This window comes from Rhizobium sp. L43 (genome assembly GCF_002531725.1).
GTDB lineage: Bacteria > Pseudomonadota > Alphaproteobacteria > Rhizobiales > Rhizobiaceae > Rhizobium.
Window position 1 is genome coordinate 87,069 of sequence record NZ_NWSQ01000013.1, and the last position, 12,484, is coordinate 99,552.

9 protein-coding genes and 2 pseudogenes are annotated in these 12,484 nt (G+C 59.5%); 7 read left to right on the forward strand and 4 right to left on the reverse strand.

Annotated elements, in window-relative coordinates:
• Positions 1-213: 213 nt before the first annotated feature.
• Together CO667_RS18400 and CO667_RS18405 are read left to right on the forward strand one after the other, a co-directional pair.
• Complete coding sequence (locus CO667_RS18400; RefSeq protein WP_097619726.1) at positions 214-903, forward strand: hypothetical protein; 690 nt, start codon at positions 214-216, stop codon at positions 901-903.
• A 66-nt stretch (positions 904-969) separates the two neighbouring features.
• Positions 970-1,350 carry a hypothetical protein gene (locus tag CO667_RS18405; protein ID WP_097619727.1) on the forward strand — a complete coding sequence of 127 codons (381 nt, stop codon included), beginning with the start codon at positions 970-972 and terminating at the stop codon, positions 1,348-1,350.
• Between the two features lie 67 nt (positions 1,351-1,417).
• On the opposite strand, the pseudogene CO667_RS18410 reads toward CO667_RS18405, so the two are convergent.
• Positions 1,418-2,677 (reverse strand): annotated as a pseudogene (locus CO667_RS18410) (DUF4010 domain-containing protein).
• Complete coding sequence (locus CO667_RS18415) at positions 2,677-3,222, reverse strand: PAS domain-containing protein (protein ID WP_097619728.1); 546 nt, start codon at positions 3,220-3,222, stop codon at positions 2,677-2,679. The pseudogene CO667_RS18410 and the gene CO667_RS18415 overlap by 1 nt, the downstream one beginning before the upstream one ends.
• Before the next feature lie 324 nt (positions 3,223-3,546).
• Here CO667_RS18415 and CO667_RS18420 point away from each other — a divergent pair.
• Together CO667_RS18420 and CO667_RS18425 are read left to right on the forward strand one after the other, a co-directional pair.
• A pseudogene (locus CO667_RS18420) lies at positions 3,547-4,226 on the forward strand (DUF599 family protein).
• A gap of 121 nt (positions 4,227-4,347) precedes the next feature.
• Positions 4,348-5,262 carry a LysR family transcriptional regulator gene (locus CO667_RS18425; RefSeq protein ID WP_097619729.1) on the forward strand — a complete coding sequence of 305 codons (915 nt, stop codon included), beginning with the start codon at positions 4,348-4,350 and terminating at the stop codon, positions 5,260-5,262.
• Here CO667_RS18425 and CO667_RS18430 read toward each other — a convergent pair.
• On the reverse strand, positions 5,251-6,201 hold the full coding sequence (locus CO667_RS18430; RefSeq protein ID WP_097619730.1) for an alpha/beta hydrolase: 951 nt from the start codon (positions 6,199-6,201) through the stop codon (positions 5,251-5,253). The two genes, CO667_RS18425 and CO667_RS18430, sit on opposite strands and share 12 nt — an antisense overlap.
• 427 nt (positions 6,202-6,628) lie before the next feature.
• Here CO667_RS18430 and CO667_RS18435 point away from each other — a divergent pair, with 427 nt between their 5' ends.
• From CO667_RS18435 to CO667_RS18450, 3 genes are all read left to right on the forward strand, one after another.
• On the forward strand, positions 6,629-7,951 hold the full coding sequence (locus CO667_RS18435) for an epoxide hydrolase family protein (RefSeq protein ID WP_097619731.1): 1,323 nt from the start codon (positions 6,629-6,631) through the stop codon (positions 7,949-7,951).
• 148 nt (positions 7,952-8,099) lie between these two features.
• Positions 8,100-10,247, forward strand: coding sequence for a mechanosensitive ion channel family protein (locus tag CO667_RS18440; RefSeq protein WP_097619732.1), 2,148 nt, complete (start codon positions 8,100-8,102; stop codon positions 10,245-10,247).
• A gap of 963 nt (positions 10,248-11,210) precedes the next feature.
• Positions 11,211-11,507: a hypothetical protein gene (locus tag CO667_RS18450; RefSeq protein ID WP_097619733.1), complete on the forward strand. Its 297-nt coding sequence runs from the start codon at positions 11,211-11,213 to the stop codon at positions 11,505-11,507.
• Here CO667_RS18450 and CO667_RS18455 read toward each other — a convergent pair.
• Positions 11,491-12,276 carry a carbon-nitrogen hydrolase family protein gene (locus CO667_RS18455; RefSeq protein WP_097619734.1) on the reverse strand — a complete coding sequence of 262 codons (786 nt, stop codon included), beginning with the start codon at positions 12,274-12,276 and terminating at the stop codon, positions 11,491-11,493. The genes CO667_RS18450 and CO667_RS18455 overlap by 17 nt on opposite strands.
• Positions 12,277-12,484: the final 208 nt, after the last annotated feature.

Below are 12,484 nucleotides of genomic sequence, written 5' to 3' on the forward strand. Positions count from 1 at the left end.
GACGTCAACCGCTACAGCGCCGCGCGTTTCGCGCAAAAGACGCTGCAGCACCTTGAATCGCTGCACAACGATCTTCGCTGCCAAACCGTTCCGCATGTAGATGTCGGCGAGCCTTGCATTCGCTTGGAACATTCCTCTTGTCCGCCGGTTTTCCGGTCAGGGAACCAGACGTCGGGTCGACGGCCTGGCTCCATGCATCGAGAGGAGATTCCCGTGAGCAACATTCACAACGATACCAATCCGGCCTTCTCAGGCCCGACAGGCGGCAGCAGCCTCACCGCACTTTTCGACAGCCGATCGGACGCCGAAACCGCCATCTCCCGTCTGGAGGATGCCGGCGTGCCGGTTGCCAGAATAAGGCTGATGCCGGGGTATGAGGCGGATGGAAAAAATGCCGGCGTGATGAGCGATGACCGCAGCGGCTTTTTCGACGCGCTAGCAGATTTCTTCTTCCCCGACGAGGATCGTGCGGTCTATGCGGAAGGGCTGCGGCGAGGCGGCTTCCTTGTCCAGGTCAACGATATCGATGACGCACTCTATGAGACCGTCCACGATATCCTGGAACACGAGGGCAGCATCGACATGGACGAGCGGGCGGATCTGTGGTCGTCGGAAGGCGCATTTCAAGGCGCGTCAAACACCGGCTTTGCCGGATCGCCTCAGGGCGGCAAAGCCTCGGAAGACCTCGCCGTGTCCGAGAGCGCATTCGAAGGCCGGGATTCGCCTGCGACTTCCGACGACGCGCGCCCGGTCGCAACCCGCGACACCACGCACGGAAGCGCCAAGGTGCGGGCCTATAGCTTCACCGGCGCCGGCTCGCCATCGAGCGACGCCGATCGCCAATCGCAGAGCCAGTCGCAAGGTGGAGGCCAACAGAGCCAGAGCTTCCGGCGCGATCACTGATGTAAACCCTGGCCCAGCCGAAATGCCGGGCCTCATTTCTCTTGCTCTTCGTTGGAGGACATGTCCATGCAATCATCCATCAACCGGGACGGCGTCCTTCCGCTCGATCCCGATGAACTGGTCGCCGAAGGCGAACCGCCTTTTGCCGATGCCGCCGCAGAGACCGCGCGTGAAAAGGCCGACCATGATCTGACCGTCCTGCAGCACGAAGTCAGACTGCTTCGCGCCCGGATCGGCATGCTGCGCGAGGATGCGGAAGCGGCGCTGAAAGCCAAGGCCGCTTCGGTCGACGCAAATGCCCATGTCCAACTCGGCGACTATCCCTGGGCAAAGCTTGCTGCGGCGATGTGCGCAACCTTCATCGCAACCAGACTGGTTCGACGCCTTCCGTTCGACCTCATGCTTGCCGGATCTGTCGCCCATCTGTCACAGGCGAGGCGGCGGTGAGAACGCCTTGCAGTCCGAAGCCGCATGCGGCCAGTCCCGACAAGATCCCTCTGCGTCGGCCAAGCGCTCATGCCAGCAGCGTGCCGGCAATTCCTGCCAAGGTCGCGACACCGCCGGCGATCGCGAAACGAACAGCATAAGCATGCTCCCCATGCTCGCTGCAAGAACGGCTTTCGCCAGCAAATTGGCGAAGGCCGCGACCGCTATGGCGCGGGTGGCCGCATCTGCGGGTACCTGGATGGATGGCAATTTTGCAACGGCAAGCGTTATCGCATCGAGATCGCCCAGTCCGGTGATGAATGCAAGGGCGATCAGCGACTGAGTTCCGAAGACGATCAAGGTCATTCGCGTCAGGACTGTCACGACGGCGAGAATGAGTGCGAAGCGCAGCACGACCATCACCTCGAGCGGGTTTCGGGGTGAAAAATCGGTGCTGTCATCCGGGCGTTGCAGCAATGCGGCGAAACCACCTGCTATGGCGAGGATGGCAGCAGCCGGAGCGAGAGATAGAGCAAGCTCCCTGAAAACGGCTGGTGCAATGGCGCCGCAAATCAAAAGGACGCGGGCAAGAGAAACGGCTCCCGCAAGCATTGCCCCCGCGGAGAGGAATGGCGAGAGGGCCGGCATCTGCTTCGACTGACGGGCGAAAGAAAGCGTCAAGGCGGTGGAGGAGACGATGCCACCGCTGGCCCCGGTCAGCAGTATTCCGGCGCGGGCGCCGCTGAGCTTGATCAGGATATAGCCGGCAAAGGAAACGGCTCCCACCAGGATCGTCAGCATCCAAAGTTCGAAGGGATTGATTGCCTGCCAGGGATCAATCGCCCTATTGGGAAGAATGGGGAGGATGACGATCGTCATGGTCAGCAGGATCAGGGCGGCCCTGAGTTCAAGCCAGGTCAATCGGCGAAGAAATCCATGCAATGGCTCCCGCCGCGAGAAGGGCGGTTATCGCCACAGCGCTTGCGGCCGTTATCGTCATATCCGCCACGACCGCGCCAAAGCCCAGCGCAAAGACCGCCAGGGCCGCAATGGTGCCGGTGGCGCTGTAATCCTCTTTTCGTGCCGCCTGCATGCAGCCGAAAAGGAGAACCGTGATGCAAAAGAATATAAAGATCGCTGTCGGCAGAATCGGCCCTGTGACAGGCTGCAGGAAACCGCAGAAGCCACCGAGGAAACTTGACAGGCCATAGGTGCGGATACCGGCTACTCTCTTGCCTGGTGCAGCCTCACGATCCCGCCAGCCGCGCTCGATGCCGACAAGAATGCCGATCGCCAGCGCCAGACTGAGGCGCTGGAATGCTTCTGTCGTCATCAATGATGTCATCATCAATGAATCTGCGCGAAGTCCGAAGGCATCGGCTTGGGAAGCTCTTTGAGAATTGCCTCAAGCGCATCGGCCGTAGCCTGCAGGCCGGATGACTGCGCAATTTTCAGGGCCTCACGGCAGTGAGCAGACAATTGGTCCTGGTGGTCCTGCTGGTGGTCCTGCCGGACGTGATCATTCGTCGGGAATACGATGCCGGCATATTGCGACGGGTTTCCGGCCTCATCCCTGAAGCACCGGCCGAAGGCAGCCACGGTGATCATTTGCCCGCTTCGATCGAATACCCGGTAATCATGGCGGTACGGATTTCCGGTGATCACCGATTCTGAAATCGCCTTGGCCACGGATGGCTTGTCGTCCGGGTGAATCCGGTGGAGATATCTGATGACCGGCAGCCCTGCGATGGTCTCTTCCGGATCAAGCCCAAAGAGATTTGCCAGCGCCGAATCCGCATAAACCGTGTCGGTCGCCAACACCCAGGTAAAGATGCCAGCCTCTTCGGCAAGAGAAAATTCAGAGGTTCCAAAAGCTCCGTTGACAGGCTTCATTCGCCACCCCCGGTCTGCGCGCCAATGCCGCCGGTTGATTATATCATCCCGGCCCTCGAAAGAATACGACACGCTCGATCAATGACAGGGCGGTCGACCATTTCGCCCTCGATTTTAGCGGCGTTTCCATCGGACGCAACTGCAAGGACATTGCAAGCTGAAGCTAATTCTCTCTTCGCGTGTTGGGTGTTCTGTCAACGCATGTCGTTGTCGCAAACCGCCGCACAGTTTTCCGCGACCCGGTCGGCGGCATCGATACACGCTTGGAGCTGCCGCCGCCGCGAAGTAGTGTTTCAGAAAATCCACATAAAGTTCGGGGGCACCATGGATTTTCTGAACGTTGCGGCGATCGTTTTCTTCCTTCTCGTCTGGGTGGCTGTCGAGCCTTTGATTGGCCGAGGAGGAACGACAGTCTTTCCGTCGATATGGTGCGCGTTCGCGCAGCCTGGATGCGGGAGGTTCTGACGCGCGACAACAACTTCATCGGCGACGCCGCGATCCTCGGGCATACGATCAATTCGGCATCCTTCTTCGGCTCGGCCAACCTCATCGTCATCGTCGGGCTGAGCGGCGCGCTGTTCATGGAACCGAACTATGGATCGGGTGGGCTGATCGCGATGTTCGCGGCTCAGGATCCCGCATGGTTTTTCCAGTGCAAGGTCCTGCTGATCATGGCGACGCTGCTGCGGGGACTATCCGATTTCATTTGGGCGGTGCGGCAGATCAACTATTGTCTGGCGGCGATCGGGGCCAGCCCCTCCCGCGACGAAGACAGGGACATCGCCGGCTGGACGAACGCGCTCACCCTGGTCTTGAACCCTGCGCTTCGTTCGTTCAGCGTCGGCGTCCGATCCTACTACTTCACCGTCGCCGCCGCCTTCTGGTTCATCGGGCCAATCCCGTTCATTGTTGCGACCATCCTCAGCGTCGGCGTGTTGATCTGGCGCCAGTCCTGGTCGGATGCGGCAAAGGGGATCATGGCGATACGCAAGCTGCTCGACTAAGAATCGATGCCCGCGGCGCGGCGCAAGGTGATAGTTTGAGAGACCTGCGGTCGAGCACGTTGCGAAGGTCCGGCCCTCGAACGACAACAGACAGAAGCGGTAATCTCACGGGCGGTGGCCGATGGATCGTCTTGAAGCGATGCGCATATTGCTGGCGGTCGTCGACGCCGGGAGCATCTCAGCCGGCAGCAGGAAGCTGAACGCGCCATTGCCCAGCGTCAGCCGCAAGGTGGCCGAGCTTGAGCGACATCTTGGGGCGAACCTCATCGTCCGCACCAGCCGCAATCTTCAGCTGACCGACGCCGGACGCGATTATGTCGACGCCGCCCGCAAGATCATGGCGGATCTCGATGAGGCCGAGCGGAGGGCCTCCGGGGAATACCAGACGCCCCGAGGCGTGCTGACGATCACGATGCCGGTCGAATACGGGAGCCGGTACGTTCTTCCTCTCGCGCTGAGCTTCATGGAGAAATACCCGGAGGTGTCGGTGAATCTTCTGTCGCTCGACCGCACGGTCGATCTCGTGTCCGAGCAGGTGGATATCGCGATCCGTCTCGGCGACCTCGCCGACAGTTCCCTGCATGCCGCCAAGCTCGGCGAATTCCGGCTGTTGACCTGCGCGAGCCCCGCTTATGTCGAGCGGCATGGTATGCCCGAGCACCCCGTCGATCTCATCGAGCGCGACGGGATCATCTTCAACAAGCGGACATTCTTCTGGACATTCGACGTCGACGGCACGCCGATGGAGGCGGTGCCGCGTAACCGGTTGGAAGTGAATACCGCGGCAAACTGTGTTGCGGCGGCTGTCGGCGGCGCGGGGATCGCGCGGCTGTTCGACTATCAGGTTTCGGACGAATTGGCGTCCGGCGCGCTCATCCCCATCTTGCGCGATTTCGACGGCGCGCCGCAGCCCATTCATATCGTATACGCGCGCCAGGGGCTGCTGGCCTTGAAGGTGCGGGCTTTCGTCGATTGGACTCTGCCGCGGTTGCGGGCGCAACAAAATTACAAAGATGTTCTAACATTATCTGAATGATGCGCAGATTTCTTTAACCGTTTGATTCGGATTCTGGAGGTGCGGAAAGTGCCCGATGCCCAGGAGGATATCGACCTTTGCACCGATCTTGCCGGCGAACTCGATGCCCATCCCGCTTCTGATGTAGATATCCTTCTCACCCCAGATCACCTTCACGGGCGTCTTCAGCCGGTGGAGGTTGGCCTCGAGGAAGTTCTGGTCATGGGTGAAATTCGCGTAGTATTGGGCGAAGGCATCCGCCGACGTGACGCCGTCGAGGCGCCAGGAGCGGGCCATGTCTTGCTGGACGTCGGTCGGTAGATCGAATTGCTCGGCAGGCGAGAGGCCGCGCCTGTGCACGTTCTCAAGGATCTCGTCGCTGGTCTTGTTCATGTAGGCGCCTGTCGGCGAGGCGGTGGGCTCGGCTTTGAGATTCTGCAGGTTTTCCCACATATGTTGCGGCCGGTCGAACGGCGCAAAGTCTCCGACGATGATCCGCCTGGCTATCGTCGGCTCATCGAGAGCAAGCAGCAGAACGGGGAGGGCGGCGATATCGGTCGCATAGATCACGAGGTTCGACCGATCGATGCCTGCCCGCTCGATATAGGCTTTCAACACCTGGGCATAGGCCCTCGGTGCATAGGAAAAGCGTTCCGAAACCGGGCGCGACGACTGCCCGTAGCCCGGCCAATCGAAGGCATGGACGTCGTAGTCGCGCGCAAGCGTCGTCGCGATGTCTTTCCAGACCGTCAGCGTTTCCGGAAACCCATGCAGGAAAAGCACGGTGCCTTTTGGCGCCGGGGCTCGGACAATCATCCTTCTCAGCGTCAGGATATCGTCGATCTCGATGAAGTCGACAGCGTCGTGCGCGGTTTCTCCGGACGCGACGGTTTCAGACGTGTGGGAAGAGGGAGTTGCTGCGACCGATGCAGCCGTATTTGCGATTTTGCCCTTAGACATAGGATGTCCTTTCCTGAATGGCGCTCAGCCAAAGCCGGCTGTCTCCCGACATAATTGAGCACGGCGTCGGTGCGCAGTAGCCGGAGAAAGTGAGAGGCATCCTCTCGACGGCGGTAGCGCTGCAACGCGGCTGCCCAAGGCTGACATTCGCACGAGAGGGTGCCTCTCATTTTTCCGGGGTGCCGGCCAGCTGTCGTCCGCGACAAAATTAGGAAGAACTGATAGTCATCGAATGCAGGCACGAGGCGCGCGAACCGATCAGGTTCAACGCCCGTCAGTCGCTCTTCATCCTGACGGCGCGGCGCACGCGGCAAGGAATGTCGGCGAGGGCAGGGCGTCCGAAGGGGCGACCTATGTGGTTCACCTGGGGCTTCTCCTTGTCGAAAATCTGTCCGTTGACCCTCGATGTCATGAAAGGACACGTGTCATGGCACTGACCTCTTTGAAACATAGCCACGCCTTGAAGCTCGGGCATATGTCACGACGCTCACTGCTGTTGTGGGTTGCGGCGGCCGGCATGTCTGCCGCTCTTCCACGCACATCCGACGCCGCTGATGTCGTCGGCGCCGCATCCGAGGAGATCCGGCCGTTCAAGGTTGAGGTCTCCGAGGCGGCGCTGGCAGATCTCAGGCGGCGTCTTGCCGAGACCCGGTGGCCCGACGGCGAAACCGTCATGGATCGTTCGCAGGGTGTCCAGCCTGACAGGTTGAAGGAACTGGTGCGCTATTGGCAGTCGTCCTACGACTGGCGGAAGGCGGAGAGCAGGCTGAACAGTTTTCCGCAGTTTCTCACCAATATCGATGGACTGGACATCCATTTCATCCATGTTCGTTCGCGCCATCAAAACGCGCTGCCGCTGATCATGACCCATGGCTGGCCAGGTTCGGTATTCGAGCTGCTTGATGTCGTCGGGCCGCTCACGGACCCGACGGCGCATGGCGGCACGGCTGACGATGCCTTCCACCTGGTGATCCCGTCGATCCCGGGATTCGGTTTCTCCGGGAAACCGTCGGCAACGGGCTGGAACCCGCAGCGGATAGCGGCTGCCTGGGATGTGCTGATGAAGCGGCTCGACTATGAGAGCTATGTCGCGCAGGGCGGCGACTGGGGCGCGATCATCAGTGACGCCCTGGGTCGCCAGGCGCCCGATGGACTGCTCGCGATCCATGTCAACAGGATCGAGCGGGCCACGACGCTCCCATCGGACGCAGCCCAGGCTCTTAAAAACGGAGGGCCGGCTCCCGATAGCCTATCTGCGGATGAGAAGGTCGTCTTCGATGAGGCGCGGGATTTCCTCAACAACGGCTTCGGCTACGCCGCGATCATGAGCACGCGGCCGGAGACGGTCGGTTACGGCATTGCGGATTCTCCGGTCGGTCTTGCCGCCTGGCTTTACGACAAGATCGCCGACTGGGTGTTCACTTCAGGTGATCCCGTACAGGCGCTTGGTAAGGATGCCATCCTCGACAACATCACGCTGTACTGGCTGACGAATACCGGCCCCTCGAGTGGCCGTATCTATTGGGAAAACGCCATGTCCGGCGCCACGCTCACCGCCGTCAAAGTACCGGTCGCCGTGACAATATTCCCCGGAGAGGTCTACAAGCCGCCAAAGCCCTGGCTGTCCAAAGCCTATCCCAAGCTCATCTACTACAACCGCGTCTCCAAGGGCGGCCACTTCGCGGCCTGGGAGGAGCCGGAACTCTTCAGTCAGGAGATCAGGGCAGGGTTCAAGTCGGTGCGGTCATGAGCAACCGCAGATTTGCGCATGGGCAGAGTCGGGTTTACATCCGCCGAACAGGTTCGTCGATTGACGTTGATGGTGCAACGCTTCACAAAGTCCGAAGTTTCCATCAACCAAGCAGAAGCGACGACAACTTCGCGGGGATCACGGCTACATGCGCATCAACGACGACCGTCATTTCTTCGGCAGAGTATCCACATTCCTGACGGTGGTATTTTCAACGCTTCTGCTCGCTGGCGCAAACCCCGCCCCGGCGGCCGAAACGACCAATTCTTCGGCGCCGATCCGGGTTATTATCGAATTGCCGAACGATGAACCCGGACGCGCGCTGGTCAATCGGATCGTTCCCGGCAATCAGGAACCGGCGCAGCCGGTAGCGGTCTCGCAGGAGACGCCGCCACCATCGATTGCCACCTCGCTACAGGATTTGCGCCAGAGGCTACTCGCACTCGTCAATGCCGTCCCGACCCTCCCAGGTCAGATCCAGGCGGCCATCCGCGCCTTCCAAACGGATAATCATATCGACCCTGTCGGCCTGATCTTGGCGGTCGCACTCTTTGTCGCAGGCGGATTCGTCGCGCAGCGCCTTGCCTGGTGGTCCGGGCGAGGGCTTCTCCATTTTGTCCTGACCGCGCCTGCCGACACCGTCCGGCAGCGCATCAGGCTGCACGCGGCCCGGCTTTCAATGGGTCTTCTCGCCTTGGTCGGTTACCTGATCGGAAGCCTCGGCGCGTTTATCCTCTTTCCATGGCCTGCCGTGTTCCGCGATATCGCGCTCATCCTGCTATCAGCTGCGCTCATGCTGCGCCTTGGCGTGCTTGTCGGCCGCGTTGTCATCGCGCCGGGCGCCCGCTTGCCACATATGCGGCTGCTGACGCTTGTCACATCGCTTGCCTGGTTCTGGTACTACTGGCTCCTCGCAATCGTCGCAGTGCTGGCGGCTGGCTGGGCCATCATCGAAGTGATCCGGACGATCGGGGCTTCGCCCATCCTGGTCGATCTCTTTACTGCGGCATGGTTCGGTGTCGTTTCAATCGCTTTGATCGTCATGATCTGGCTGCGGCACTTTCGTACCGACGGCCCGCCCGTAAACCGGCTGGTCTGTGTCGGCTTCAGCGCGAGCATCATCCTATCGTGGCTGTTATGGGTGTCCGGGCTGCGCGGTGCATTCTGGACGGTGTTCGTCATCACGCTTCTGCCGCTTACCGTTTCGGTGGCTCATGATATCATTCGACGCATCATACAATCCGGGGAGGGGCAGGCGGTCGAAGATCCCACCATCGTCGGATGGTCTGTCGTCATCATGCAAACGCTGCGGAACGGCCTCATTGTGGTTGCCGCGCTCCTGATTGCCCGCGCGTGGAATGTTAATCTCGGTGACCTCGCCGCAGCCGAAACGGTGAGCACGCGGTTGATCCGCGCAGGAATCCGCATCGTGATCGTGCTGCTGGTGACCGACGTTATCTGGAAACTCGCAAGCACGCTGATCGACAGCCAGATGGCGGTGGCCTCGCGAAACGCAGAGGCGGGGCATCAGGACGGCCCCGAGGCGCGCCGCCGTCAGCGGCTGAATACCCTCCTGCCCATTCTTCGCAACGTGTTGTTCCTGGCGATCGGAGCTGTCGGTTTCCTGATGATCCTGGATGCCGTTGGCGTCCAGATCGGACCGCTGCTGGCGGGCGCCGGTGTCGTCGGCATAGCCGTCGGCTTCGGTGCACAAACACTCGTCAAGGACATCATTTCAGGCGTCTTTTATCTGTTCGACGATGCCTTTCGCATCGGCGAATACATTCAGGCGGCGAAATATAAAGGGACGGTCGAAGGCTTCTCGCTGCGATCGATCCGCCTGCGACATCACCGCGGTCCGGTCACCATCGTTCCGTTCGGCGAACTCGGCGCGGTGCAAAACCTCAGCCGCGACTGGGTGATCGACATCATTACGCTTACCCTGAACTATGACAGCGATCTCGAGGAAGTCCGCAAGACCATCAAGCGCATCGGCGTCGAGCTTCTGGAGGATGCCGAACTCGGACCCAACATCATCGAGCCCTTGAAAATGCAAGGGATTGAGCAGATGGCGGACTATGGCGTGCAGATTCGTCTGAAGTTCATGGCGAAACCCGGCGAACAATTCGCCGTTCGCCGAAAGGCGCTCGCCATGCTCAAGAAGACATTCGCGGAAAAAGGCATCCAGTTCGCAACTCCGACGGTTCATGTCTCCAGCGGCACGGATGCAGCGGCAACCGCCGCCGCGTCGGAACTCCAGAGGCCATCAAAAATCATCCCAACACCGCAGGAATAGCAGCGTCGCGCCGTTTTATAAGGGCAAGTCCGGGAGCGGCCGATTTAAAAGAATGGGACTATCAGATGAATGGCGAAGGCATGCCATTGTAATCAAATAGCATTCTCATGTTCCATAATCTGTCTTATGCGATTTTTGTTTGTCACCGCAAAGTTGAAGTGTCCTGATCCTGCAAAGTTGGAATGTCACTCTCCTCGGCTTTAACGAGATCTGGGAGATTGTTTGCGCCTAGGATAGTGCGCGGTACACGAACTCGTCGAAAAGAGCGGTTATGGCGGGCTCGTCTGAAGCTTCCACGGTCCTTAGGCCGTGTTCCCGGGCAGCCGCGTGCATTTCGGAATTTTCGCGCAAGGAACGATCTATAAATTTATCGATTATGTCGCGCCTGGCTTTCTCGGCGATATCGTATTGTGCCGAGACGCACATCCTCTCTCTTAGAAAATCACTATCGGCGTAAAGATGTGCGCCAGACAGATCATCGCCAATGAGACCAGCTGTATATTCTGGGCGCAAGGCAGAGCCCTCAAGCACGAAAGGCCTTTGAGCCCGTCTCTCGGCCTCGATTCTTTGCTCGATGCTGGGCCACATGTTTCGTGGTGAACCTTCAGGAACCAATGGATTGTCTCTAAAGAGAGGCGCGAATAATACTCGGCGACCGGAGCGCGTACATCCGGCCATGGCCGACCAGGGTGACGCCCAAACTCGTCAGTCGAAGTTACGTTCCACCCAAGTGTTTCAGCTAGACGCTTGGCGAGGGTTGTCTTGCCGGCATGAGAACTTCCCGAGATCAAGATGCCTGAAATTCGTTGCGTCATCTAAGCACCACCTCGTTGTCTGTTTGTGCCGTCGCGCGCACGAGTAGCGGGTCTGCGACTATCAACATCAAGCAGTTCCAGCAATCTCGTGCAGCGGATTTCTGTATTTAACTTTGTAAAACAATGAGATATAGAACTTTTCTTATCTATGAGACAGACCGCTCTAGTCGTCATCCCTTTCGTCAAGGCCGAGGTCTTCAAGGTCTCGAAAGCGACCAAGACCCAGAGCATCGAACTCGTCGGCGTTTCCAGCGGCGTCGACGCCGAGCAGCCGCAAAGCTGTGTTGATCGGGGTCGCTCGGGCGAATTGCGGCCTGCCACACCGGTATCGCGGCGCAGAACGCCATATTGGAGCTATCGCAGGCTACCGCTCAATCGGCTGCTTTCAGCGGAAAGGCTCTTCATTGCCATGATCCACCGCCTCGCGCTCATCGGGTCCGTCTAAACCACTCCCGCTTTTGAACGGTCCTGATCTCATCCAGATCGAAGTCTACGGTGACGAGCTCTTGCTGCTTGCCGCCCATGATCAGAATCCTGCCCAATGGATCGACGGCGAATGAATGCCCATCATCTTTCGGTGCCGGATAATTGGCCACAGCCATTCCGACGGCGGACTGGAAGGCCAGTGCGCGCACCCCGGCCACGCGCACGTCCCCTACGCCTGGATCGTCCACGAGCGGACAACTGTTCGGAACGAGGATAATCTCCGCGCCGTCCCGAACGAGATCCGATCCTACATCGGGAAACTCCCGATCCATGCAGATCATTATGCCGATCGCCACCTCCCCCACCTTGGTCTTCAGCCTTGTTACGCTTGAGCTTTCGCCCGGCGCACAAGCCTCTTCCGGAACGTCGAAGAAGCAAATATGACGCTTGCGTTGATGGAGGACAATTTCGCCGCTGTCGTCAATCAATACGGCCGAGTTGAATGGTTTGGCCTCGCCCCGTTCAAGGAACGTCGCCACGACCGCAAGGCTATTGTTGCGCGCGGCCTGTCGAAATCTGTTCAGGTAGGGACCGTCAATCGACACTGCCGCGTCGATCCAAGCCTGCCGGGACGCAGCATCTTCGGAACTAAAACGACTGTACCCATTCGAAAACATCTCGGGAAACAGGATGATAGCAGCTCCTTTTTCCGCGGCAGATGCGCAGATCTCATCAATATCCACGGCGGTCGTCATCTGCGCCAACGCGATTCGAAAGGTGTTTGCCAAATCCTATCCTCCTGCTGCCGTCATTGCGATCATGATGCGCGAACGTCCAGATCTCAACCCAACCGATAGAGCCTTCACGCCGGCACGCGCAATCGATCAACTCCGGTATGCGTGCTCTTATCGATCGTCGTTCTGCCGCTTTTGTTTAGTGCTTGCAGGCCCCAAGCAGCAGGTTCATGCTGCCCCTGTTAAGGTCCGCTGGTTACGG

What these genes read in the sequence shown, in the direction of transcription:
- CO667_RS18405 (WP_097619727.1), top strand. Translation starts at nt 970, where the DNA reads ATGCAATCATCCATCAACCGGGACGGCGTCCTTCCGCTCGATCCCGAT.
- CO667_RS18415 (WP_097619728.1), bottom strand. Translation starts at nt 3,222, where the DNA reads ATGAAGCCTGTCAACGGAGCTTTTGGAACCTCTGAATTTTCTCTTGCC.
- CO667_RS18425 (WP_097619729.1), top strand. Translation starts at nt 4,348, where the DNA reads ATGGATCGTCTTGAAGCGATGCGCATATTGCTGGCGGTCGTCGACGCC.
- CO667_RS18430 (WP_097619730.1), bottom strand. Translation starts at nt 6,201, where the DNA reads ATGTCTAAGGGCAAAATCGCAAATACGGCTGCATCGGTCGCAGCAACT.
- CO667_RS18435 (WP_097619731.1), top strand. Translation starts at nt 6,629, where the DNA reads ATGGCACTGACCTCTTTGAAACATAGCCACGCCTTGAAGCTCGGGCAT.
- CO667_RS18440 (WP_097619732.1), top strand. Translation starts at nt 8,100, where the DNA reads ATGCGCATCAACGACGACCGTCATTTCTTCGGCAGAGTATCCACATTC.
- CO667_RS18450 (WP_097619733.1), top strand. Translation starts at nt 11,211, where the DNA reads ATGAGACAGACCGCTCTAGTCGTCATCCCTTTCGTCAAGGCCGAGGTC.